The organism is Acinetobacter sp. 809848 (assembly GCF_000581275.1).
GTDB lineage: Bacteria > Pseudomonadota > Gammaproteobacteria > Pseudomonadales > Moraxellaceae > Acinetobacter > Acinetobacter pittii.
In genome coordinates, this window is record NZ_JEXG01000009.1 from 104,428 (window position 1) to 127,997 (window position 23,570).

Sequence of the window (23,570 nt, forward strand, 5' to 3'; positions counted from 1 at the left end):
ATCAAAAAAATAGTTCAGCTTTATAAATACACAATTTTTTGGGCGAAAAAAAGTACAAATATGCAGTTTAATGAAAAAAATATAAATAAAACTTGACACGATTTAATAACCAAGATAAATAGCGGCTAGACCCATTCACATTTTTTCATTAGAGGTAGTTTTAGTGTCTTCTACAGATTTTGAATTAGATGATAACTACGGTGATGATGATGATGTCGGTTTTGATGAGTCATCAGGCAAAATCACTGCGAAAGAATCATTAGAAAAACGTAGATTAATTGATGATCTATTGGCTCAACGCCGTTTAGAGCGTGAGTTAAAAGATTTTGATTACGATTTAGACGATGATGATCTTGATGATGAAGACTAATCAAATCTGAATAGGGCATCGTCAGCTTAGATGCTATGCTATCGTAGATTTCTTTTTTATAGTCAGGTAACACAATGAGTGCGTTAGATTTAGACCAATTAAGTGAATATCTAGATGGAGACCACAATGAGTATGGTCTAGATTTCGCTGCAACTCATGGTTTTCTGTGTGCAATTGCAGTAGGCCCTCAGTTTGATCGTTGGTTAGATGAATTATTTGATAATAACCATAAAAAAGTTCCTGCCGAAATTATTCAGCAGATCAAAGCGTGGTTAGAATCAATTCGACAAGACTTAGCAAATGAAAATGGAATTGAATTTCCGTTTGAAATTGAAGAAGCTGATGTTGAGTCTAGCTTAGGCGACTGGAGTGTTGGATTTGTTGATGCGATGTTCTTAAATGAAGATGCATGGTTTGCAGCTGAATATGAGGAACAATTAATTGATTTAACTTTACCAATGATGGTATTTAGTGGAATTGATGAAGAAGATCCACAGATGGAATCTTTCCGTCGTAATGGACAGTTAATGGATGAACTGGCAGAAGAAATCCCAGATAATTTGAATGAATTATACTTGATGTATCATACGCCAAATTAACTTATTAGAAGAAATAATAAATAACGTCCTTTCTAGGGCGTTTTTTATTGTAAAAAAATTAGTGGTATAAATAAAAAAGGGCAGTTAGAAATCTAAATGCCCTTTAAAAACTATATTATAGTTTTATAGGCGTTTACGCTTTGCAGCAGCAATTTGTGACTGGCGCATACGGAAACCAGCTTTTTGCTTTTCAGTGGTTTTGTCGATGCAATAAACGCAAGAAACACCGTGTTCGTAACTTGGTAGAGCAGACTCTTCAGGAGTTAAAGGCCAGCCGCAAGCATGACATTTAATATTTACGCCTTCCTCTACACCATGAGTTACAGCAGTACGTCCGTCAAATACGAAACATTCACCTTCCCATAAGCTTTCATCAGCAGGGGTTTCTTCTAGGTACTTAAGGATACCGCCTTTAAGATGGTAAACCTCTTTAAATCCTTCTTGAAGAAGTAAAGAAGTTGATTTTTCACAGCGAATACCACCAGTACAGAACATCGCAATTTTTTTGTCTTTATGTTGCTCTAATTCTTTCTTGACGTATTCTGGAAACTCACGGAATGTTTCAGTTTTAGGGTCAATTGCGCCCTTAAATGTACCCGCTTTATATTCGTAATCATTACGTGTGTCGATTAAAATTACATCATCACGTGCGATTAAATCATTCCACTCTTTAGGATCAAGGTAGTGACCGACTAAGTCACGAGGTTTAACCTCAACACCTAAAGTCACAATTTCTTCTTTAAGTTTAATTTTCATTTTGCGGAAAGGTTTGTCAGAACTATGGGATTCTTTGTATTCCATAGCGCCAAAGCCTTCATTGAGCAAAAATTGATGTAGTGTATCAATTGCTATGCGATCACCAGCAACAGTACCATTAATTCCTTCACCTGCTACAATCAGAGTTCCACAGAGGTTAATTGTTTTCACTAAGTCTAATAAACGTTGTTGAAGATCGGCAGGATCTTGAACTTCTTTAAATTGATATAGTGCTGCAACAACCCAACTTGCGGTCGCTTGCTGTTCTACAGGTGCAAGCTGTTCTACAGTAGCGTTCATGGAAAACTCCAAATGTATTAAGATAGAAATTTAAGGCGCATATTTTAGCGCGAAAATTTGTAATAAGCGAGAAAACCATAAAAAGTATATGGTTTATTTAAGGAGTTTGTTTTGAGTAATGATCATCGAACGCTCTCTCTCACCCCATGTGCAGGGCGTTGTTCAACAGTTTTTGGTGATCAGGTTTGTCGTGGTTGTCGCCGTTTTAACCACGAGGTGATTCAATGGAACACTTATACGGCAGAGCAGCGTTTGGCTGTATGGAAGCGTTTAGATGATCAATTGAATCAAATCTTAGTACCGATGCTGCCTCATGCAGACTTACAGCATGTTGAGGGATTTATTTTAAGTAAGCGTGTTCGATTAATGGAAGGGGCGAGCCAAGGCCGTAAGCTTTATCACGCCTTAAAAATATGTGAAAAAAATAAACATTTAGCACACGAGAGTGGTTTGGGCATTTCGGAGTCTCAAGTCAAAACAATATGGGTTGAGTTTGAAAGACGTGTTTTAGCTTTGGCTAAAGCGAGCTATGAGTTGGCTTGGTTGCGAGCAGATGGAATTAGCCATCACTTGTTAACTATATATGAAGAAGAATAAGTTTAGAGTAGAAAAAGACGTAAATAAAAAAGCTGCCAGAAGGCAGCTTTTTTTCATTAATTTTCTTTCGAATATTAACGTTTGATGTCGCGTTGAGTTTCACCAGTATAAAGCTGACGAGGACGACCGATTTTGTAAGGGCCGCTGTGCATTTCTAACCAGTGACTGATCCAACCAACTGTACGAGCAAGAGCGAAGATTACAGTAAACATTTCTGTTGGGATACCAATCGCTTTAAGGATGATACCTGAGTAGAAGTCTACGTTAGGGTAAAGTTTACGCTCAACGAAGTACGGGTCGTTCAATGCGATACGCTCAAGTTCCATAGCAAGTGCTAATTGAGGATCGTTGATGCCTAAAGCTTCAAGAACTTCGTCACAAGTTTGCTTCATTACTTTAGCGCGTGGGTCGAAGTTTTTGTAAACGCGGTGACCGAAGCCCATAAGCTTAACTTCTTTGCGTTTAACTTTTTCCATGAACTCTGCAACGTTTTCAACGCTACCGATTTCATCAAGCATCTTAAGAACTGCTTCGTTTGCACCACCGTGAGCAGGTCCCCAAAGTGCAGAGATACCAGCAGAGATACATGCATACGGGTTTGCACCAGTAGAGCCAGCAAGACGTACTGTAGATGTAGAAGCATTTTGTTCGTGGTCAGCATGAAGCGTGAAAATACGATCCATTGCGCGAGCAAGAACAGGATTAACTTTGTAATCACGGTCAGCAGGAGTAGCAAACATCATGTGTAAGAAGTTTTCCGCATAACTTAAATCGTTACGTGGATAGATGAATGGTTGGCCTACTGTGTATTTGTAACTCCAAGCAGCAAGCGTTGGAATTTTTGCAATTAAGCGAATTGCAGTGATTTCACGGTGGTTGATGTCTTCAATATCTAGGTTGTTGTGATAAAACGCAGATAATGCACCTACAACACCAACCATGATTGCCATTGGGTGAGCATCACGACGGAAACCATTGAAGAAACGGCTAACTTGATCGTGAACCATAGTGTGAGCACGTACTTTCGTATCAAACTCAACTTTCTGTTCAGCAGTTGGGAGCTCGCCATTTAATAATAAATAACAAGTTTCAAGGTAGTCTGCTTGAGTTGCTAACTGATCAATTGGGTAGCCGCGGTGTAATAAAATACCTTTGTCACCATCAATGAAAGTAATTTTAGATTCGCATGCGGCTGTCGCCATAAAACCAGGATCGAAAGTAAAATGACCTTCTTTCAGTATGCTGCTGACATCAATTACATCTGGACCTAAAGTGCCACTGTAGATTGGTAAACCAATTTCTTTGCCATCAAGATGTAATACGGCTTTTTTGCCATTTGCTTCAGACATTCAATAGATCTCCTGTCCTGGTGAATGTTGATCTGACTCGAAATCCTAATGTTCTCATGTGCGAATCAGACGGTGTCAAAATTTGCTATAAGATTAGTGAGTACTGAAATTTTGTCAATTATACTTATGGATAAAAAATGACGTTCCCACAGAGAGTTAGTCATCAAGACCCGAGCAAAAAAGTCAGTAAAATCACTGCATCGGGATGGTATAATAAGTCAATTCAACATGAACGTGCAGAAAAAAAATGAAGGATGAGTACAATTGTAAGCAAATTTATAAATTGCAATTTAGAATAATAAGGCGGTAGAAAATGCCAATCTGCTTAAAAAAATCATAAAACTCATGGTGTAATTTCAAATTTATACTTAAAAAAAATTGTATTTTTATTTAGTTGTAACAAAGAATATTGTTCTTTTTTTAAGTTTAATTGTATAAAAAATAGCTTATCAGACGAGTTTAAAATCATAAGAACTGTTTTTTAATGAAATTCACTTTCGAAAAATTAGTGTAGATCGCTTAATATCTATGTGAAATATAAGTCTGTTCACTTATTTAAAATATGGCTCACATTGAAAATAGGAGGGTATTGCGATCATTTTTCTATTGATATGAGGAATTTATAACTTTATCTTTAGTCTAAAATCGGCTTATTTAAAAGAAATTTCAGAAAAAATGAAATTAAATAAAAAGTTATTTTAAACAAGGACATGGTGTGTATAGGTATAGTTTTTTTATTGACCTAATAATGTAATATTGTTTTGAATGATTCTTATTTAATGGTTTTTTGCTGAAATGGCAAAGTGGATTGTTTGTATTTTGATACTTCGCGTTTTATAATTCAGTGTCGTTTATAGGTTAGGCATGAGCTGTGCTTGCCTAACAATGCCAGCTTTCCTTGGAATTAATTCAACAAACTCCGGTCGGAGTTTCTACCTACAGGATGCCCGCTGTGAAAAGCAACAGACCTGTCAATTTGTCCATGGGTCAGGTGTTAGCGGTAAATTTACGCTCACCCGTGGCTATTGCATCAATTTTACACCGTTTATCAGGTGTCATCGTTTTCTTATTAGTACCAGTTCTCTTATGGATTCTAGATAAATCATTATCTTCACCAGAAGGATTTGACTACGTTAAAAATGTCGTTTTTGGAAATATCCTTGTACGTTTCGTTGTTTGGGTATTTGCAGCCGGCTTGATATTCCACTTTATTGCTGGAGTTAAGCACTTACTTGCAGATTTAGGTTTTGCTGAAGAACTGCAAAGTGGTCGTATTGCAGCGACAATTTCATTGATCTTATCTGTGGTAGCCATTATCGCAGCCTTTGTATGGATTATGTTCTAATGAAAAGTGCTACAGGTTTAACTGGTTCAGGTTCTCGTGATTGGTTTATCCAGCGTGTAAGTGCGGTTGTATTAGCAGCTTATACTGTTGTTCTTTTTGGTTGGATTCTCTGCAAAGGTGGATTTGACTATCAACAGTGGGCTGGCTTCATGATGACATTACCAATGAAGATTTTTTCTTTATTGGCAATTTTATCGCTTATCGCACACGCATGGATTGGTATGTGGCAAGTTTTCACTGACTATGTCACTACTCGTCAAATGGGTCCTTCAGCGAAAGGTTTACGCCTTGTACTGACGACGGCTGTCATTATTGCAGTGTTTGTGTACGCAATCTGGGGTATCCAGATTTTCTGGGCGAATTGATAGGAAGATATCATGGGCGCGATAACCCCTAAAGAAGATTATTCAAATATTCAAAACCTCACTTTCGATGCAGTTATCGTTGGTGGTGGTGGTTCTGGTATGCGTGCTTCTTACCAACTTGCTCAAGCAGGTTTGAAAGTTGCAGTACTTACTAAAGTTTTCCCAACACGTTCACATACAGTTGCTGCTCAGGGCGGTATCGGTGCGTCGTTAGGTAACATGCAAGAAGATAACTGGCATTTCCACTTTTACGATACGGTAAAAGGTTCTGACTGGTTAGGTGACCAAGACGCAATTGAATTTATGTGTCGTGAAGCACCAAAAGTTGTGTATGAACTTGAACACATGGGTATGCCGTTTGACCGTAACGCTGATGGTACAATTTACCAGCGTCCGTTCGGTGGCCACTCTGCGAACTATGGTGATAAACCAGTTCCACGTGCTTGTGCTGCTGCTGACCGTACTGGTCACGCATTATTACACACGCTTTATCAAAGCAACGTGAAAATGGGTACTCAGTTCTTCGTTGAATGGATCGCGCTTGATTTGATCCGTAACGAAGCAGGTGATGTTCTTGGTGTAACAGCTATTGACCAAGAAACTGGTAATATCGCAGTATTCCAAGCAAAAGCGACATTGTTTGCGACCGGTGGTGCTGGTCGTGTTTACCGTGCATCAACAAATGCTTATATCAATACTGGTGACGGTCTTGGTATGGCTGCTCGTGCTGGTATTCCATTACAAGATATGGAATTCTGGCAATTCCACCCTACGGGTGTTGCGGGCGCAGGCGTATTGTTAACTGAAGGTTGTCGTGGTGAAGGTGCAATCCTTCGTAACAAAGACGGCGAACCGTTCATGGAACGTTACGCACCAACTTTAAAAGACTTGGCTCCACGTGACTTCGTATCACGTTCTATGGACCAAGAAATTAAAGAGGGTCGTGGTTGTGGTCCAAAAGGTGATTATATCTTACTAGATATGACTCACTTGGGCGCTGACACAATCATGAAGCGTTTACCATCTGTATTTGAGATTGGTAAAAAATTCGCGAACGTTGACATTACTAAAGAACCAATTCCTGTAGTACCAACAATCCATTATCAAATGGGTGGTATTCCTACAAATATGCATGGTCAAGTGTGCTTACCTGAAGCAGGTACAGACAATTACACTAAACCTGTAAAAGGTTTCTATGCAATTGGTGAATGTTCTTGTGTATCAGTACATGGTGCAAACCGTTTAGGTACTAACTCACTTCTTGACTTGGTTGTATTTGGTAAAGCTGCTGGTGAGCACATTATCGACTACGTAACTAAGCATCATGGTGATGAATATGCACCACTTCCAACAAACGTATTAGAGCAAACTTTAGATCGCGTACGTAAATTGGATGAATCAACTTCTGGCGAAAATGCACAAGAAGTTGCTGATGCGATTCGTGATATCGTTCAAGACCACGCTGGTGTATTCCGTACTCAAGCTTTGCTTGATAAAGGTGTTAAAGAGATTCTTGCTCTTGAGCCACGTGTGCGCAACATTCATTTGAAAGATAAATCTAAAGTATTTAACACTGCACGTGTTGAAGCGCTTGAAGTTGAAAACTTATATGAAGTTGCAAAAGCTACATTAATTTCAGCTGCTGCGCGTAAAGAGTGTCGTGGTGCGCATACTGTAGTTGACTATGAATTGCCAGCTGATCACCCAACTTATTCATACGGTCGCCGTGATGATGAGTGGATGAAGCATACTTTATGGTATTCATCAGACAATCGTTTGGAATATAAGCCTGTGCGCTTCAAACCGTTGACTGTTGATGCAATTCCACCAGCACCACGTACATTCTAATCGGGAGTATAAAGATGAGTAGAGGTACTCGTACATTCGAAATCTACCGCTATGATCCTGATAAGGATAAAGCGCCGTACATGCAAACTTTCAAGCTTGAATTGACTGATAAGCACCGTATGTTGCTTGATGCATTACTTGCTTTGAAGGTTCAAGATGAATCATTAACGTTCCGTCGTTCATGCCGTGAAGGTATTTGTGGTTCGGATGGTGTAAACATTAATGGTAAAAATGGTTTGGCTTGTTTATGGAATTTAAATGACCTGCCTGAGAAAATTGTAATTCGTCCATTACCAGGTTTGCCGGTTGTTAAAGATTTGGTTGTTGATATGAACCAATTCTATGATCAATATGACAAAATTCAGCCATTCTTGATCAATAACCAACCAGCTCCACCTAAAGAGCGTTTACAGTCTCCTGAAGAGCGTGAACACTTAAATGGTTTGTATGAATGTATTCTTTGTGCGTGTTGTTCAACTTCATGCCCATCATTCTGGTGGAACCCTGATAAATTCTTGGGTCCTTCAGCATTGTTAAATGCATACCGTTTTATCATCGACTCTCGTGATACTGCTACTGCAGACCGTTTGGCTCGTCTTGACGATCCATTCAGTTTGTTCCGTTGTAAAGGTATTATGAACTGTGTGTCAGTATGTCCTAAAGGTCTAAACCCTACTAAAGCAATCGGTCACATCCGTAACATGCTATTAGATCAAGCGGGTTAATTCTGCACAAATAGAAAACGCGCATCCTTGATGTGCGTTTTTTTTTAATTTTATAATGTAAACTTTAGACTTTGGTCGAAAAGAGCGAGGATTTTATATATTGCACCATATATTAAAAGATAAAATCGCTTATGTATTTCGCCAATTTATAGGTGGTATGTGTCAAAAAAATCAATCGTTGTTTAAGAACATGATACGATTTGCCACAAAGTTATAGGTGAAAAAAGCGTATAGTAGTGAAATTAATTTAAGTAGCACGATCTTAGATCTGTGCTTAATTTTTATGGTTAAAGTCATTTTAGAAAAGTTAATTTTAAAGTTAATTTTTCTAAAAAGATTTGCAAAAAATTGCTCGGTTTTAATCGAGTATAAGGTGAGTGATGATGCCATTGAGGGCGTTGTGATTCATTAATTACCTATGGAGTTTTCTCTCTAGGTAGTATGACGCCCCATGGTCTTAGAGACCTGTTGGGTAAGTAATGCCTTTTTTACCAATTTGGCATTATGCATCATGGGTGTGCTTAAAAGGCAGCCTGTAATATTTTTTGCAATAGGAAATGGGTCCACAAATGCAAGAAGTTGCTGACGCATTGCGTCTTGACACTGAACTTTCCGCTGATAGTGCAGCGTATATTGAAGAACTTTACGAGCAGTACCTGACTTCCCCAACCTCTGTAGCTGAGGACTGGCGCCAATATTTCGATAAATATCCAAAGGGTGACCAACCACACAGCGCTGTGCGTGAGCAATTCCTATTACTAGGACGTAATGCTAATCGTGTTCAACCTGTTGTACAAAGTACTGTAAGTACTGAGCATGAGCGTCGTCAAATTGGCGTTTTACAACTTATTGCTGCTTATCGTAATCGCGGACATCAAAAAGCTAAATTAGATCCATTAGGTCTTGCTAAGCGTGAAGAGATTCCAGATTTAGATCTTTCAGCTCACGGTTTAACCAAATCAGATTTAGACACTGTATTCAATACCGGCAATCTTGAAATCGGCAAAAGCGAAGCAACGCTTGCTGAAATGATTGAAGCAATGGAATCAATCTATTGTGGTTCGATTGGTGTTGAATACATGCATATCGTGGACACAAAAGAAAAACGTTGGATTCAACAACGTCTTGAAAGTGCCCGTGGTAAATTCAATTACACAAATGATCAAAAGAAAGGCTTCTTAGAGCGTTTAACTGCTGCTGAAGGTCTTGAAAAATATCTTGGTAATAAATACGTCGGTGCTAAACGCTTTGGTGTTGAGGGCGGCGAATCTTTTATTCCTATGGTAAACGAGATTATTCAGCGTGCTGGTGCTGTAGGTTGTAAAGAAGTTGTTATTGGTATGCCACACCGTGGCCGTTTAAACCTTCTTGTGAATATTATGGGTAAAAACCCTGCGGACTTATTTGGTGAGTTCGAAGGTAAATCAATTCATAAAAAAGGTTCTGGCGACGTTAAATACCACCAAGGTTTCTCAAGTAATGTAATGACTCCAGGTGGCGAAGTTCACTTGGCATTAGCATTTAACCCATCTCACTTGGAAATTGTTGGTCCTGTAGTTGAAGGTTCTGTACGTGCACGTCAAGTACGTCGTAGAGACATTGGCGGTGATGACGTTTTACCAGTTATTGTTCATGGTGATGCGGCATTTGCAGGTCAGGGCGTGAACATGGAAACCTTCCAGATGTCACAAACTCGTGGCTATACGGTTGGCGGTACAGTTCATATTATTGTGAACAACCAAGTAGGTTTCACAACTTCTGATCCTCGTGACGCACGTTCTACAGAATACTGTACAGACGTTGCTAAAATGATTCAGGCGCCAATTTTCCATGTAAATGGCGATGATCCTGAAGCTGTTATCTTTGCTACTCAATTAGCACATGATTTCCGTCACGAATTCCGTAAAGATGTTGTTATCGATTTGTTCTGTTATCGTCGTCGTGGCCATAACGAAGCAGATGAGCCATCTGGTACACAGCCATTGATGTATCAAGTAATTGCGAAGAAAGCGACTACTCGTACACTTTATGCTGATCAACTTGTTCAAGAGAAAGTACTTGATCGTGCTGAAGCAGACCAAATGGTTGAAGATTACCGTTCTGATCTAGAAGCGGGTAATCATGTAGCAAATGCATTGATTCTTGAACCAAATACCAAAATGTTTGTTGACTGGACTCCATATTTGGGCCATGACTACACAGACGATTGGGATACTTCATTTGACTTAAATCGCTTAAAAGAATTAGGCGAGGGCATGAGCAAACTTCCTGAAGGGTTTGTAATGCAGCGTCAGGTTCAAAAAGTAATTGAAGACCGCGTAAAAATGCAAACTGGTGAAACTCCATTAAACTGGGGTGCAGCAGAAACTTTAGCTTATGCAACTTTATTAGATGAAGATTATCTAGTTCGTATTACTGGTGAAGACGTGGGTCGTGGTACCTTCTCACACCGTCATGCGAAATTGCATAACCAAGCTGATGGTTCAACTTACATTCCACTTTGTCATGTGAAAGAGAACCAACCACGTTTTGCGATTTATGACTCTCTTTTATCTGAAGAAGCAGTTCTTGCATTCGAATATGGTTACGCAACTACAATTCCTAAGAGCTTGATTATTTGGGAAGCACAATTTGGTGACTTCGTAAACTGTGCTCAAGTTGTGATTGACCAGTTTATTGCTTCTGGTGAGACTAAGTGGGAACGTGTTTGTGGTTTAACAATGTTGTTACCACACGGTTTCGAAGGTCAAGGCCCAGAACACTCATCAGCTCGTTTAGAACGTTTCTTACAGTTATGTGCTGAAGACAACATGCAAGTGATCACTCCAACGACACCTGCACAGATTTTCCATGCATTACGTCGTCAAGCTGTACGCCCAATTCGTAAGCCATTGATTGTAATGTCACCGAAATCTTTACTTCGTCATAAACTTGCGACTTCTACTTTAGAAGAGCTTGCAAATGGTTCATTCCAAACTGTAATTGATGAAATCGATCAAATTAACAAGTCAGATGTAACTCGTCTTGTACTTTGTGGCGGTAAAGTTTATTACGACTTACTTGAAAAACGTCGTGAACAAAACTTAACTAATGTTGCAATCGTACGTATTGAACAGTTGTATCCATACCCAGAGCAACGTCTTGCGGAAATCTTGGCTGCTTATCCAAATGTGAAAGAACTCGTTTGGGCACAAGAAGAGCCGAAGAACCAAGGCGCATGGTTATTTATTGCACCGCGTTTATATGACGATATCTTAAAATCTGGCAAACAAATCCGTATCAGTTTTGCAGGTCGTGAAGCTTCTGCTGCACCAGCTTGTGGCTCACCGTACTTGCATGCAAAACAACAAGCTCAGCTAATTAATGATGCATTGGCAATCGAAGCTGAACAATCAGGAGATTCTCAATAATGGCAACCGAAATTAAAGCACCGGTATTCCCAGAGTCTGTTGCAGATGGCACCATCGCAACTTGGCATAAAAAGGTGGGTGAACCTGTATCACGTGATGAAGTAATCTGTGATATTGAAACCGACAAAGTTGTTTTAGAAGTTGTTGCTCCTGCTGATGGTAGCTTAGTTGCAATCATTAAAGATGAAGGCGATACAGTTCTTTCTGACGAAGTTATTGCTCAATTTGAAGCTGGTGCTGGTGCAGCAGCGGCTGCTCCTGCAGCAGTAGAGCAAGCAGTTGCTCAAACTCAAGCTGGTGCAGCGCCTGTTGTTGAGCGTACAGAAACTGTATCTGATCAAGCTCCTGCAGTTCGTAAAGCATTAACTGAATCTGGTATTGCTGCTGCTGACGTACAAGGTACTGGTCGTGGTGGTCGTATCACTAAAGAAGATGTTGCAAACCATCAAGCTAAACCAGCTGCTAACGTTACTCCGTTAAGTGTGGCTGTTGGTGAGCGTATCGAAAAACGCGTTCCAATGACTCGTTTACGTAAGCGTGTAGCTGAGCGTCTTCTTGCTGCAACTCAAGAAACAGCAATGTTAACTACATTCAACGAAGTTAACATGAAGCCAATCATGGAATTGCGTAAGCAATATAAAGATGCTTTTGAAAAACGTCATGGCGCTCGTTTAGGCTTCATGTCATTCTTCGTTAAAGCAGCAACTGAAGCGCTTAAACGCTACCCAGCTGTAAACGCTTCAATTGATGGCGACGATATCGTTTATCACGGTTACTACGACATCGGTGTTGCAGTATCTTCTGATCGTGGTCTTGTTGTACCAGTATTACGTGATACTGATCGTATGAGCTATGCAGAAGTTGAATCTGGTATTGGTGCATATGCTGCTAAAGCACGTGATGGTAAATTATCTATCGAAGAAATGACTGGTGGTACTTTCACAATCACTAACGGTGGTACTTTCGGTTCATTACTTTCAACTCCAATTTTGAATCAGCCACAAACTGGTATCTTGGGTATGCACAAAATCCAAGAGCGTCCTATGGCTGTAAATGGTCAAGTTGAAATCTTGCCAATGATGTATTTAGCACTTTCTTATGACCACCGTATGATCGATGGTAAAGAAGCTGTAGGTTTCTTGGTAGCAATCAAAGAGTTGTTAGAAGAGCCAGCTAAACTCATCCTTGATCTTTAATTTCTTCGAATAATATTACCGAGGTAGAGTGATCCTCTATCTCGGACCATGGAGATAAACAATGTCTCAACAATTTGATCTTGTTGTTATTGGCGGTGGTCCTGGTGGTTATGAAGCTGCAATTCGCGCTGCTCAACTAGGTTTTAAAGTCGCTTGTATCGAAAAACGTATTCACAACGGTAAGCCATCTTTGGGTGGTACATGCTTAAACGTAGGTTGTATTCCTTCTAAAGCATTACTTGACTCTTCTCACCGTTACGAAGATACAGTACATCACTTAGCTGATCACGGTATCACTACAGGTGAAGTGAATTTTGATCTTGCTAAGCTTCTTGCTCGTAAAGACAAAATTGTTGACCAATTAACTGGTGGTATCGATCAATTGCTTAAAGGCAATGGCATTGAATGGTTAAAAGGTACTGGTAAATTACTTGCTGGTAAAAAAGTTGAGTTCGTTTCTCATGAAGGCGAAACTCAAGTTTTAGAACCTAAATACGTTATTCTTGCGTCTGGTTCTGTGCCTGTAAATATTCCAGTAGCTCCTGTAGATCAAGATATTATTGTTGATTCAACTGGTGCATTGAACTTCCCAGAAGTACCTAAGCGTTTAGGTGTAATTGGTGCAGGTGTAATCGGTTTAGAGCTTGGTTCTGTTTGGCGTCGTCTTGGTGCTGAAGTTGTTGTTTTTGAAGCAATGGATGCATTCTTACCAATGGCTGATAAAGCTTTGGCAAAAGACTACCAAAAACTTTTAACTAAGCAAGGTCTTGATATTCGTATCGGTGCTAAAGTTTCTGGTACTGAAATTAATGGTCGTGAAGTGACTGTTAAATACACTCAAGGCGGCGAAGAAAAAACTCAGACTTTTGACAAATTAATCGTTTGTGTAGGCCGTAAAGCTTATGCAGAAGGTTTATTGGCAGATGATTCAGGCATTAAATTGACTGAACGCGGTCTAGTTGAAGTAAATGATCACTGTGCAACTTCTGTAGAAGGTGTATACGCGATTGGTGACTTAGTTCGTGGTCCAATGCTTGCTCATAAAGCAATGGAAGAAGGTGTAATGGCTGTTGAACGTATTCATGGTCATGCAGCTCAAGTGAACTATGACACAATCATTTCTGTTATCTATACACATCCGGAAGCGGCATGGGTTGGTTTAACTGAAGAACAAGCTAAAGAAAAAGGTCATGAAGTTAAAACTGGTCAATTCGGTTTTGCTGTAAATGGTCGTGCTTTAGCGGCGGGGGAAGGGGCTGGTTTTGTTAAGTTTGTTGCTGATGCAAAAACTGACCGTTTATTAGGTATGCATGTTATTGGACCTGCAGCATCTGATATCGTACACCAAGGTATGATCGCTCTTGAATTTGTATCTTCAGTTGAAGATCTTCAGTTGATGACTTTTGGTCACCCAACATTCTCTGAAGTTGTTCATGAAGCTGCACTTGCTGTAGATGGTCGTGCAATTCACGCGATTCAACGTAAGCGTAAATAAAATAAAGAGCGGGTTCTCCGCTCTTTTTCACATTCGATGGTGTGATTAAAAAAGCATCAAGGTGAAAGACGTAGACAGCAATTTGCATATGTAACATGAGAATGTTGCGCAAATTGAAGACAACAAACAAAGTTAAGTAGGTAACTAAATGAACTTACATGAGTATCAAGCTAAAGCGTTATTGAAAGAATATGGTATGCCAGTACAAGAAGGTATCTTGGCTACCAATGCAGACGAAGCAGTTGCTGCATTTGAACAGCTTGGTGGTAAATTCGCGGTAATGAAAGCGCAAGTTCATGCTGGTGGTCGTGGTAAGGCTGGTGGCGTTAAAGTTGCAAAATCTAAAGAAGACGTTATCGAATTTGCAAACAATATCATTGGTACTCGTCTTGTAACGTATCAAACAGATGCAAATGGTCAACCAGTAAACAGCATTATTGTTGCTGAAGACGTATACCCAGTTGAGCGTGAGCTTTACTTAGGTGCGGTTGTAGACCGTTCTAGCCGTCGTATTACTTTCATGGCTTCTACAGAAGGTGGTGTAGAAATCGAGAAAGTTGCTGAAGAAACTCCAGAAAAAATTATCAAAGTTGAAGTTGATCCATTAGTTGGCTTACAACCATTCCAAGCACGTGAAGTTGCGTTTGCTTTAGGTTTGAAAGACAAACAAATCGGTCAATTCGTAAAAATCATGACAGCTGCTTACCAAGCATTTGTTGAAAATGATTTTGCTTTATTTGAAATTAACCCACTTTCAGTTCGTGAAAATGGCGAAATTTTATGTGTAGACGCGAAAGTAGGTATCGACTCTAACGCGCTTTACCGTTTACCTAAAGTTGCTGCTTTACGTGACAAATCTCAAGAGAATGAGCGTGAATTAAAAGCATCTGAATTTGATCTTAACTATGTTGCTTTAGAAGGTAACATCGGTTGTATGGTTAACGGTGCTGGTCTTGCAATGGCAACTATGGACATCATTAAACTTTATGGTGGTCAGCCTGCAAACTTCCTTGACGTTGGTGGCGGCGCAACTAAAGAGCGCGTAATCGAAGCGTTTAAAATCATCCTTGCTGATACATCTGTACAAGGTGTTTTAATCAACATCTTTGGTGGTATCGTACGTTGTGACATGATTGCTGAAGCGATTATTGCAGCGGTTCAAGAAGTAAACGTAACTGTTCCAGTTGTTGTTCGTTTAGAAGGTAACAACGCTGAGTTAGGTGCTAAATTACTTGATGAATCTGGTTTGAAATTAATTTCTGCAAACGGCTTGTCTGATGCCGCAGAAAAAGTTGTAGCTGCAGTTAAAGCGTAAGGGGAGTATCAATCATGAGCGTATTAATTAATAAAGACACTAAAGTATTGGTACAAGGTTTTACTGGTAAAAACGGTACTTTCCACTCTGCACAAGCTTTAGACTACGGTACAAAAGTTGTTGGTGGTGTTACTCCGGGTAAAGGCGGTACTACTCACCTTGACCTACCAGTATTCAACACAATGAAAGAAGCTGTACGTGAAACAAATGCAGATGCATCTGTAATCTATGTACCAGCTCCATTTGTTTTAGACTCAATCGTTGAAGCGGTTGATTCAGGTGTTGGCCTAATCGTTGTGATCACTGAAGGTGTTCCAACAATCGACATGCTTAAAGCAAAACGCTACTTAGAAACTAACGGTAACGGTACTCGTTTAGTTGGTCCTAACTGTCCAGGAGTGATCACTCCGGGTGAATGTAAGATTGGTATTATGCCTGGTCATATTCACCAACCAGGCCGTATTGGTATCATCTCGCGTTCAGGTACATTGACTTATGAAGCTGTTGCTCAAACAACTAAGCTTGGTTTAGGTCAATCTACTTGTATCGGTATCGGTGGTGACCCAATCCCAGGTATGAACCAAATCGAAGCGCTTCAATTGTTCCAAGACGATCCAGATACTGATGCAATCATCATGATCGGTGAGATCGGTGGTACAGCGGAAGAAGAAGCTGCTGAATTCATCAAATCTAACGTGACTAAGCCTGTAGTAGGTTACATTGCTGGTGTAACTGCTCCTAAAGGTAAGCGTATGGGTCACGCTGGTGCGATCATTTCTGGTGGTCAAGGTACTGCTGAAGAGAAATTCGCTGCATTTGAAAAAGCAGGTATGGCTTACACTCGTAGCCCAGCTGAGCTTGGTTCAACTATGTTGCAAGTTTTAAAAGAGAAAGGTTTAGCTTAATCGCTTTACGCTGAATCTTAAAAAGCACCGTATCTGAAAAATGATGCGGTGTTTTTTTATTTATTAAAGAAAAATCAGAATTTTTATAAGTATAGCTAATTCATAAATAAAATTTTTAGGCAAAAAAAATACGCAATGATTGGGGTGATCATTGCGTAGAACAACGAATCTGTAAAAACAGTTTCGGTTTAAGGAGAAATGTCGTGAGGCTCATATGATGTAACCTACATAGAGGATAATAGATAAAGTTAAGATATTCTTCATCGCTATTAGCGTTAATAAGTGTTACTTCACGTTAATAGGGTAAAAGCCTGTGAATGGCTATCAATACATTAGTAATTCTAAAAAATGAATATTATTGAATCTAATAAATAAAAAAAGCCCCGAAGGGCTTTTAGTTTTCAAAAAGGATTAAAATTTAAATAAACCTAAACCATCTTTAACTTCGTCTAAAGTCTGTTGAGTAATAAGACGGCACTTATCTGTACCTTGACGTAAAACATCCATAATATAGTCAGGATCTTTAGCAAGTTCTTCGCGACGTTCACGAATAGGTGTAATTAACTCTTTTAAGACACCTTCAAGACGTTTTTTAACCGTACCGTCACCAAGACCACCGCGACGATAGTGAGCTTTTAATTCTTCAACTTCTTCTTTATTTGGATCAAATGCATCTAAATAAGTAAATACAATATTGCCTTCAACTTGACCTGGATCTTCAATACGAAGGTGATTTGGATCGGTGTACATCGCATTAACAGCTTTTTTAATGTCTTTATCAGAAGCATTTAAAACGATGGTATTGCCTAATGATTTAGACATTTTCGCTTTACCATCAAAACCAGGTAGACGTGCCATATTAGAAAGCAAAGCTTTACATTCAGGCAAAAGATCTTGACCGATTTGGCGATTTACTCGACGTACAATTTCATTGGTTTGTTCAATCATTGGAATCTGATCTTCACCCACTGGAACCACAGATGCTTTGAAAGCAGTAATGTCAGCCGCTTGTGCAACAGGGTAGCAGAGGAAACCAGCTGGAATGTCACGCTCAAAACCACGCATTTGAATTTCAGATTTAATGGTCGGGTTACGTTCTAAGCGCGCAACAGTCACGAAGTTGAGATAAAGCATTGTGAGTTCATTGAGTGCTGGTAGGCAAGATTGAACACAAATGGTAGTTTTTGTTGGATCAATACCTACAGCTAAATAATCTAGAGCAACTTCTAGAATATTACGACGAACTTTATCTGGATTATCTGCATTATCTGTTAATGCTTGTGCATCTGCTAATAAGAGATGTTGATGATGGCTATCCTGTAAACCTACACGAGAACGCAAAGAACCGACAAAATGCCCAAGATGAAGTTGTCCGGTTGGGCGGTCGCCTGTCAAAATAATTGGACGCTGATCAACATTACTCATTATTTATTCCACTATCGTATTGGCTTAATCAGGGGTAGTAAGCCCTGTAATATAAAAGATTGGCATTATTGTACGGGAAATAAATTTTTTTCGTCAGCGATTGGGGAAACTTTTCTTAAAATAATATTGTGAATTTATTCAGTAAAATTACAGAAATTCAAAAAAATCATCTTACAATAGCTTTAATAAATACAAACTTGGATAAGAAATGGCGAGTGGCTTACTTTTATTACTAGATGATATAGCAACAATTTTAGATGATGTTGCTTTAATGAGCAAAATGGCAGCCAAGAAAACTGCTGGAGTTTTAGGTGACGATTTGGCCTTAAATGCTCAGCAAGTAACAGGTGTGCGTGCAGATCGTGAACTACCTATTGTTTGGAAGGTGGCCAAAGGTTCATTTGTTAATAAGCTTATTTTAGTTCCTTTAGCATTGTTAATTAGTGTGATTGCACCTTGGCTTATTAATCCGCTATTAATGCTCGGAGGCTTATTTTTATGTTATGAGGGAGTAGAGAAAGTTCTTCATACCATTATGCATAAAAAAGCTTCTACATCAGAGGAAGCAAAAGCAGAGCTTGAAACTGAAGAATTAGACTTAGCAACTTTTGAAAAAGAAAAAATAAAAGGAGCAGTAAGAACTGATTTTATTTTATCGGCTGAGATCGTGGTGATTACGCTCGGTACAGTTGCTACGGCTACTTTAATGACCAAAGTAAGCGTTTTAAGTGTTATTGCAGTTGTGATGACGATTGGCGTTTATGGCCTGGTCGGTATGATTGTTAAGATTGATGATTTGGGATTATTTTTAACAGAGCAGTCGACCTCATTTAAACAAACTATAGGTCGAGGCCTATTAGCTTTTGCTCCTATTTTGATGAAATTACTTTCAATCGTGGGCACTATTGCAATGTTTTTAGTGGGTGGCGGGATTATTAATCATACGATTCCATTGCTTCATCACTTAACTGAAGACACAGTGGATCATGTGGAAACAATACCAGCAGTGGGTAACATCATTGGTGCTTTAACACCAACATTGATTAACTTTGGAATAGGACTTGTTGCAGGTGCAATTGTTCTATTAATTGTGAGCTTAATACAAAAAATGTGGCCTAAAAAAGCATCGGGTTCATGATGCCATTCTAAAAAGAAGAGGGAAATTATGCGCTGGAAAGGTCGACGAATTAGTAGCAATGTTGAGGACCGTCGAGGTGGTGGCGGTGTTAGAGCTGGCGGTATCAGTATTATTGGTTTAGTTGTTGCATTTGTTGCGTGGAAGTTCTTTGGTGTTGATCCACAACAGGCTTATCAAGCAACGCAGCAAGTTACTGCTTCACAACAATCAAATGCAACTGCGCCAGAAAGTTTAACGGCCGAGCAAAAAGAAGCCTCGGATTTTGTTGGAACGGTTTTGGCTGATACAGAGGACGTCTGGACTCCTATATTTAAACAGTTAGGTAAAAGCTATACGCCACCTAAATTAGTTTTGTTTAGTGGAATAGCTCAATCAGGATGTGGTACTGCCCAATCTGCGATGGGGCCATTTTATTGTCCTGCAGACCAAAAGGTTTATATCGATACAGAATTCTTTAAAGATATGCGTCAGCAAATGGGAATTTCTGGTGAGCAGAACCAAACTGAACTTTCTAGGGAAGATCAGGCTGGCGATTTCGCACAAGCTTATGTGGTTGCACATGAAGTAGGGCACCATGTTCAAACCTTGCTGGGTATTTCGTCACAAGTACAGCAAGCCCGTGCACAAGTCAGCCAAAGAGAAGGTAACCAATTATCTGTTCGTCAAGAATTACAAGCTGACTGTTTAGCGGGGATTTGGGCGAGTCATAATCAACAGCGAACTCAATTTTTAGAGCAAGGTGACATTGAAGAGGCGATGGATGCTGCTCAAAAAATTGGAGATGATTATTTACAAAAGCGTTCCACAGGTCAGGTCGTTCCGGATAGCTTTACTCATGGTAGTAGTGAACAGCGCATGCATTGGTTTCAGGTTGGTTTAAAAACTGGTGATATTAACCAATGCGATACTTTTAATAATCCAGTTTAAAATTCTATAGGATGAGTCTTGTTAAACATAATTTAATAAGCTCATCTTTTTTGTTTCGATCATAACTATAAATAATGTTAAGAAATTTAACAGATTGATAGATTGTTCAATCAATTCGTTAAACTTGCATCCTAATTTCTGTTTTTTATGATTATGGCATTGTTTATGTCAGCTTTTTATTAAGTTTGGTCGATCTAGCAAAGTTGTTTATTTGGTCGTTGACCCAGAAGAAGGGTATTCATGGGTAATTTTTTTCTATTACAAGCTTTTACAGTGGTTTTTGCACTATCAATTGCAACCACGATCTTTAATAAGCGTATTTTAGGCTTTCCACAGGCGATTGGTGTTCCTCTAGTCTCAGCAATTTTTGTCTTTATTCTACAGTGGGGTGCCAGCCTACTAAATGGTAACCAGTTTATTACCATTAACATTCATAATATTGAAGAAGCAGTACGCCATATCGATTTTTATGATTTTTTAATTAATGGTGTTATTTGTTTTATTCTAACTTCTTCTGCACTCAAATTTAAAATCTCAGATCTAAAAAGTTATTGGAAGCAAATCAGTATTTTGGCAACGATTGCCTTAGTACTTTGTGCTGTATTGTTTGGTAGTTTACTCTACGGATTCCAATTACTGGTTGGATATCATGTGCCAATTCTGGTGCTGTTACTTTTAGGTGCAGCTTTAGGGGCAACAGACCCAATTGGTATTAAAGGTGTGCTTAGTTCGATTCGAGCACCACATCATTTAATTGTTAAGCTAGAAGGTGAATCATTATTTAATGATGCAATGTGTATTGCATTGTTTATGACTTTGCTTAATGTTTTACAGGGTGAACATTTTTCATTGGTAGCGACATTAGAAGCTCTACTTTATGAAATTGTTGTCGCCGTCGGGATTGGTTGGGCATTTGGGGTAGGAGTGTTGCGTCTATTACGTGGTAAACACGAAATGGAGTCCCTGATTTTAACAACAGCTTTACTCGCAAGTGGAACATATTTAGTCGCTTTGTTTGCTCATGCATCAGCTCCGATTGCTTGTGTAATTGGTGGCTTAATTGTTGGAAACAAATGGAAAGAAATACGAGAAGAACGGGAGATTCATGAGGTTAACCATTTTTGGCATACAGTGGAAGGAATTATTAACTCATTCTTATTTACTTTAATTGGCTTAGAGTTATTTATTCTTGATCTAAACTTTAGCCTGATTTTAGGCGGTATTATTGCGTTCTTTATTCTTCATATTTCTCGTTTTGCTGCCAACTTTATGGCTTTCGCTTTTTTCCCCACAATGCGTAGAACTAAAAGCTACAACGGTAGTTTGACTATTTTATCTTGGGGTGGGGTACGAGGAGGAATTTCACTTGCATTGATTTTGGCAGTAGCCAATATCCCTGCCTTAAGTCCCTATAGTAGTATCCTGATTGGATATACATTTATTAGTGTATTGTTATCAGGTATTGTGTGCGGCCTAGGCTTACCAGCTGTGATGAATGCTTTTTATTACAACCCCAACGAAGAAACTGAAGGCTTAAAAGGCTTCTATCAAAGGTTGTGCCATAAGATGAACCGAAGAGGTTTTCAGTATATTGTGGGGGAGGATGCGCTGGGTAGAGAAACCATCACTGTTTATAATCCAGATATTCTTGTAGACCAAAAAACTGAGGATGGAATTGCGACAATGCATGACCCGAATAAGTTACAAGAAGTAAAAAGATTTGAGAGTCCAGATAATTTCTAAATATAAACAGTTTTAAAATTTATAAGATATTTAAAAATGAGGTTTTAGTGTAATAGTAAAATATTACCTAAAGCTTTTTTTTTCTATATATATCATTAATAATATATTTTATTTTATTAAGATATTAATAATTGTTATATGAATATTTTAATTAAATGATTTTTCAACAAATGGTAAATAGCAAAATAATAAATTTGTTTTATATATAAAACGTTTAACGTGATTTTTCATTAAATTAACATAAGAAAAACTTAACTAAGACTTATATATAATTTCTATTAATTAAAATTTTTTCTTTAGGTACTTTAGTATTTGTTTTTTTTATTTTAAAGTGTTTAATGTAAAAATGATCACATTACTTAATGTTTTTAAGTTGTAGGTCAAAAACTTAGAAAGATTAAGTAAAAAGAATTATACATAAAATCATTTAAATCAATAATATAAAAGGAATACAGATATGCCTGAAATACAAATTATTGCCAAGGATAGTCACGATACCTTGTCAACAATCAAGGGAACTTCTGCAAAGCTTTCAGAAGCGTCGGTCGTATTGGTAAAAGTGGCTGCCAGTGATGTATTGGTAGTGAATAGGGAGGGTACCAATGCAGTCATTCGCCTGAAAAATGGCGAGACTATTGTTATTGAAGGCTTCTTTAGTGGAACAGCTGAGCCTAAAGATAACAGTCTTGTTTTTCAAGATGAAAATGGACAGTTGATTTGGGCAAAATTCAAAGATGCTGAAAATGATGCGGACGCCGATGCCGATGCGGACGCTGACGCAGACAGTGATGTTGAACCACAAGCTCTGGTAGCTGAGGATTTACCTGCTGCTTTACCGGCAGAAGCACCACAAGAGTTGGTATCTGACGTTATTTACCAACCTATTTCTTCAATTGAACCATTACTTTATCACGATGCGGGTGTAAACCCATGGTTGTGGGCAGCTATTCCTTTAGTTGCGGGCGGTATTATCGCTGCAGCATCGAATAGTGATAATGATGATGACTCAACACCTGCTGACACCACTCCACCAAATACAGATGGAGTCACTTTCTCTGTTGATCCTGTTACTTCAGATAACGTAATTAATGCATCAGAAGCAGCAGGTAATGTCACGATTACTGGTGTTCTGAAAAACATTCCAGCAGATGCGGCCAATACGGCCGTTACAGTTGTTATTAATGGGGTAACTTATAATGCAACTGTAGACAAAACAGCGGGTACATGGACAGTAAGTGTGCCTGGTAGTGGTTTAACAGCTGATGCAGATAAAACCATTGATGCGACTGTAACGTTTACAGATGCGGCAGGTAATAGCAGTACTGTTAAAGATACACAAACTTATACGATTGATACGACTGCACCGAATGCACCAGTGATTGACCCGGTTAACGGGACAGACCCGATCACAGGTACAGCAGAACCTGGTTCAACAGTAACTGTGACTTATCCGGATGGTAGTACGGCAAGTGTTGTAGCAGGACCGGATGGTACTTGGACTGTACCAAACCCTGGTCTGAATGATGGCGATGAAGTTACAGCTGTAGCAACAGACCCTGCTGGCAATACATCAGGACCAGGAACAGCTATTGTTGATGCAGTTGGTCCAAATACGGATGGTGTTAACTTTGCTGTTGATTCAGTAACAGCTGATAATGTGGTTAATGCATCAGAAGCGGCTGGCAATGTCACGATTACTGGTGTATTGAAAAACGTTCCTTCAGATGCGGCTACTACAGCCGTTACAGTTGTTATTAATGGG

21 protein-coding genes are annotated in these 23,570 nt (G+C 39.0%); 17 read left to right on the forward strand and 4 right to left on the reverse strand.

Features of this window, described 5'->3' with window-relative positions; translation table 11 throughout:
* Nucleotides 1-163: 163 nt before the first annotated feature.
* Both J536_RS11565 and J536_RS11570 read left to right on the forward strand, forming a co-directional pair.
* On the forward strand, nucleotides 164-370 hold the full coding sequence (locus J536_RS11565) for a PA3496 family putative envelope integrity protein (protein ID WP_002116495.1): 207 nt from the start codon (nucleotides 164-166) through the stop codon (nucleotides 368-370).
* Between the two features lie 74 nt (nucleotides 371-444).
* Entirely contained in the window at nucleotides 445-969 is a 525-nt protein-coding gene (locus J536_RS11570) for a YecA family protein (RefSeq protein ID WP_005064552.1), read from the forward strand.
* A 123-nt stretch (nucleotides 970-1,092) separates the two neighbouring features.
* On the opposite strand, the gene J536_RS11575 is transcribed toward J536_RS11570, so the two are convergent.
* The gene (locus J536_RS11575; protein ID WP_032062955.1) at nucleotides 1,093-2,025 is read right to left on the reverse strand and encodes a rhodanese-related sulfurtransferase; all 933 of its coding nucleotides are present in this window, start codon (nucleotides 2,023-2,025) and stop codon (nucleotides 1,093-1,095) included.
* A 111-nt stretch (nucleotides 2,026-2,136) separates the two neighbouring features.
* Here J536_RS11575 and J536_RS11580 point away from each other — a divergent pair, with 111 nt between their 5' ends.
* A complete protein-coding gene (locus tag J536_RS11580; protein ID WP_032062956.1) occupies nucleotides 2,137-2,622 on the forward strand; it encodes a DUF1289 domain-containing protein in 486 nt (161 codons plus the stop codon).
* Nucleotides 2,623-2,696: 74 nt separating this feature from the next.
* On the opposite strand, the gene gltA is transcribed toward J536_RS11580, so the two are convergent.
* Together gltA and J536_RS25110 are read right to left on the reverse strand one after the other, a co-directional pair.
* Nucleotides 2,697-3,971: a citrate synthase gene (gltA, locus tag J536_RS11585; protein WP_002116327.1), complete on the reverse strand. Its 1,275-nt coding sequence runs from the start codon at nucleotides 3,969-3,971 to the stop codon at nucleotides 2,697-2,699.
* 343 nt (nucleotides 3,972-4,314) lie between these two features.
* Nucleotides 4,315-4,440, reverse strand: a complete 126-nt coding sequence (locus tag J536_RS25110) for a hypothetical protein (protein ID WP_081404120.1) — start codon at nucleotides 4,438-4,440, stop codon at nucleotides 4,315-4,317.
* Between the two features lie 474 nt (nucleotides 4,441-4,914).
* On the opposite strand from J536_RS25110, the gene sdhC reads away from it, so the two are divergent.
* From sdhC to sucD, 10 genes are all read left to right on the forward strand, one after another.
* Nucleotides 4,915-5,316, forward strand: coding sequence for a succinate dehydrogenase, cytochrome b556 subunit (gene sdhC, locus J536_RS11590; protein ID WP_075384165.1), 402 nt, complete (start codon nucleotides 4,915-4,917; stop codon nucleotides 5,314-5,316).
* Entirely contained in the window at nucleotides 5,316-5,681 is a 366-nt protein-coding gene (sdhD, locus tag J536_RS11595) for a succinate dehydrogenase, hydrophobic membrane anchor protein (protein ID WP_000833672.1), read from the forward strand. The genes sdhC and sdhD overlap by 1 nt, the downstream gene beginning before the upstream one ends.
* Before the next feature lie 12 nt (nucleotides 5,682-5,693).
* On the forward strand, nucleotides 5,694-7,529 hold the full coding sequence (gene sdhA / locus J536_RS11600) for a succinate dehydrogenase flavoprotein subunit (RefSeq protein ID WP_002116225.1): 1,836 nt from the start codon (nucleotides 5,694-5,696) through the stop codon (nucleotides 7,527-7,529).
* Between the two features lie 14 nt (nucleotides 7,530-7,543).
* On the forward strand, nucleotides 7,544-8,254 hold the full coding sequence (locus J536_RS11605) for a succinate dehydrogenase iron-sulfur subunit (protein WP_002116292.1): 711 nt from the start codon (nucleotides 7,544-7,546) through the stop codon (nucleotides 8,252-8,254).
* 283 nt (nucleotides 8,255-8,537) lie between these two features.
* Nucleotides 8,538-8,666 carry a hypothetical protein gene (locus J536_RS0104380; RefSeq protein WP_002116082.1) on the forward strand — a complete coding sequence of 43 codons (129 nt, stop codon included), beginning with the start codon at nucleotides 8,538-8,540 and terminating at the stop codon, nucleotides 8,664-8,666.
* Nucleotides 8,667-8,823: 157 nt separating this feature from the next.
* Nucleotides 8,824-11,664, forward strand: a complete 2,841-nt coding sequence (locus J536_RS11610; RefSeq protein ID WP_025466613.1) for a 2-oxoglutarate dehydrogenase E1 component — start codon at nucleotides 8,824-8,826, stop codon at nucleotides 11,662-11,664.
* Nucleotides 11,664-12,860, forward strand: coding sequence for a 2-oxoglutarate dehydrogenase complex dihydrolipoyllysine-residue succinyltransferase (odhB, locus tag J536_RS11615; protein ID WP_005064561.1), 1,197 nt, complete (start codon nucleotides 11,664-11,666; stop codon nucleotides 12,858-12,860). The genes J536_RS11610 and odhB overlap by 1 nt, the downstream gene beginning before the upstream one ends.
* Nucleotides 12,861-12,921: 61 nt before the next feature.
* Nucleotides 12,922-14,355, forward strand: coding sequence for a dihydrolipoyl dehydrogenase (gene lpdA / locus J536_RS11620; RefSeq protein WP_002116053.1), 1,434 nt, complete (start codon nucleotides 12,922-12,924; stop codon nucleotides 14,353-14,355).
* Nucleotides 14,356-14,503: 148 nt separating this feature from the next.
* Complete coding sequence (sucC, locus tag J536_RS11625) at nucleotides 14,504-15,670, forward strand: ADP-forming succinate--CoA ligase subunit beta (protein ID WP_001048573.1); 1,167 nt, start codon at nucleotides 14,504-14,506, stop codon at nucleotides 15,668-15,670.
* 14 nt (nucleotides 15,671-15,684) lie between these two features.
* Nucleotides 15,685-16,575 carry a succinate--CoA ligase subunit alpha gene (sucD, locus tag J536_RS11630; RefSeq protein WP_000114637.1) on the forward strand — a complete coding sequence of 297 codons (891 nt, stop codon included), beginning with the start codon at nucleotides 15,685-15,687 and terminating at the stop codon, nucleotides 16,573-16,575.
* Nucleotides 16,576-16,986: 411 nt separating this feature from the next.
* Here the strand turns inward: sucD and trpS are convergent, their stop codons facing one another.
* On the reverse strand, nucleotides 16,987-18,000 hold the full coding sequence (gene trpS, locus J536_RS11635) for a tryptophan--tRNA ligase (RefSeq protein ID WP_017482086.1): 1,014 nt from the start codon (nucleotides 17,998-18,000) through the stop codon (nucleotides 16,987-16,989).
* A gap of 208 nt (nucleotides 18,001-18,208) precedes the next feature.
* Between trpS and J536_RS11640 the strand changes: the two genes are divergently transcribed.
* The 4 genes from J536_RS11640 to J536_RS11655 all read left to right on the forward strand — a co-directional run.
* On the forward strand, nucleotides 18,209-19,138 hold the full coding sequence (locus J536_RS11640) for a DUF808 domain-containing protein (protein ID WP_017482085.1): 930 nt from the start codon (nucleotides 18,209-18,211) through the stop codon (nucleotides 19,136-19,138).
* 27 nt (nucleotides 19,139-19,165) lie between these two features.
* Nucleotides 19,166-20,065, forward strand: coding sequence for a neutral zinc metallopeptidase (locus J536_RS11645; RefSeq protein WP_014207472.1), 900 nt, complete (start codon nucleotides 19,166-19,168; stop codon nucleotides 20,063-20,065).
* A 240-nt stretch (nucleotides 20,066-20,305) separates the two neighbouring features.
* On the forward strand, nucleotides 20,306-21,808 hold the full coding sequence (locus J536_RS11650; RefSeq protein ID WP_017482084.1) for a cation:proton antiporter: 1,503 nt from the start codon (nucleotides 20,306-20,308) through the stop codon (nucleotides 21,806-21,808).
* A 457-nt stretch (nucleotides 21,809-22,265) separates the two neighbouring features.
* A partial coding sequence (locus tag J536_RS11655; protein WP_032062958.1) for a BapA/Bap/LapF family prefix-like domain-containing protein occupies nucleotides 22,266-23,570 on the forward strand: 1,305 nt, incomplete at its 3' end.

Excerpts from the sequence above, each read along its gene's own strand:
- J536_RS11570 (WP_005064552.1), top strand. The coding sequence starts at position 445 with ATGAGTGCGTTAGATTTAGACCAATTAAGTGAATATCTAGATGGAGAC.
- J536_RS11575 (WP_032062955.1), bottom strand. The coding sequence starts at position 2,025 with ATGAACGCTACTGTAGAACAGCTTGCACCTGTAGAACAGCAAGCGACC.
- gltA (WP_002116327.1), bottom strand. The coding sequence starts at position 3,971 with ATGTCTGAAGCAAATGGCAAAAAAGCCGTATTACATCTTGATGGCAAA.
- J536_RS25110 (WP_081404120.1), bottom strand. The coding sequence starts at position 4,440 with ATGATTTTAAACTCGTCTGATAAGCTATTTTTTATACAATTAAACTTA.
- sdhC (WP_075384165.1), top strand. The coding sequence starts at position 4,915 with ATGCCCGCTGTGAAAAGCAACAGACCTGTCAATTTGTCCATGGGTCAG.
- sdhD (WP_000833672.1), top strand. The coding sequence starts at position 5,316 with ATGAAAAGTGCTACAGGTTTAACTGGTTCAGGTTCTCGTGATTGGTTT.
- sdhA (WP_002116225.1), top strand. The coding sequence starts at position 5,694 with ATGGGCGCGATAACCCCTAAAGAAGATTATTCAAATATTCAAAACCTC.
- J536_RS11605 (WP_002116292.1), top strand. The coding sequence starts at position 7,544 with ATGAGTAGAGGTACTCGTACATTCGAAATCTACCGCTATGATCCTGAT.
- J536_RS0104380 (WP_002116082.1), top strand. The coding sequence starts at position 8,538 with ATGGTTAAAGTCATTTTAGAAAAGTTAATTTTAAAGTTAATTTTTCTA.
- J536_RS11610 (WP_025466613.1), top strand. The coding sequence starts at position 8,824 with ATGCAAGAAGTTGCTGACGCATTGCGTCTTGACACTGAACTTTCCGCT.
- odhB (WP_005064561.1), top strand. The coding sequence starts at position 11,664 with ATGGCAACCGAAATTAAAGCACCGGTATTCCCAGAGTCTGTTGCAGAT.
- lpdA (WP_002116053.1), top strand. The coding sequence starts at position 12,922 with ATGTCTCAACAATTTGATCTTGTTGTTATTGGCGGTGGTCCTGGTGGT.
- sucC (WP_001048573.1), top strand. The coding sequence starts at position 14,504 with ATGAACTTACATGAGTATCAAGCTAAAGCGTTATTGAAAGAATATGGT.
- sucD (WP_000114637.1), top strand. The coding sequence starts at position 15,685 with ATGAGCGTATTAATTAATAAAGACACTAAAGTATTGGTACAAGGTTTT.
- trpS (WP_017482086.1), bottom strand. The coding sequence starts at position 18,000 with ATGAGTAATGTTGATCAGCGTCCAATTATTTTGACAGGCGACCGCCCA.
- J536_RS11640 (WP_017482085.1), top strand. The coding sequence starts at position 18,209 with ATGGCGAGTGGCTTACTTTTATTACTAGATGATATAGCAACAATTTTA.
- J536_RS11645 (WP_014207472.1), top strand. The coding sequence starts at position 19,166 with ATGCGCTGGAAAGGTCGACGAATTAGTAGCAATGTTGAGGACCGTCGA.
- J536_RS11650 (WP_017482084.1), top strand. The coding sequence starts at position 20,306 with ATGGGTAATTTTTTTCTATTACAAGCTTTTACAGTGGTTTTTGCACTA.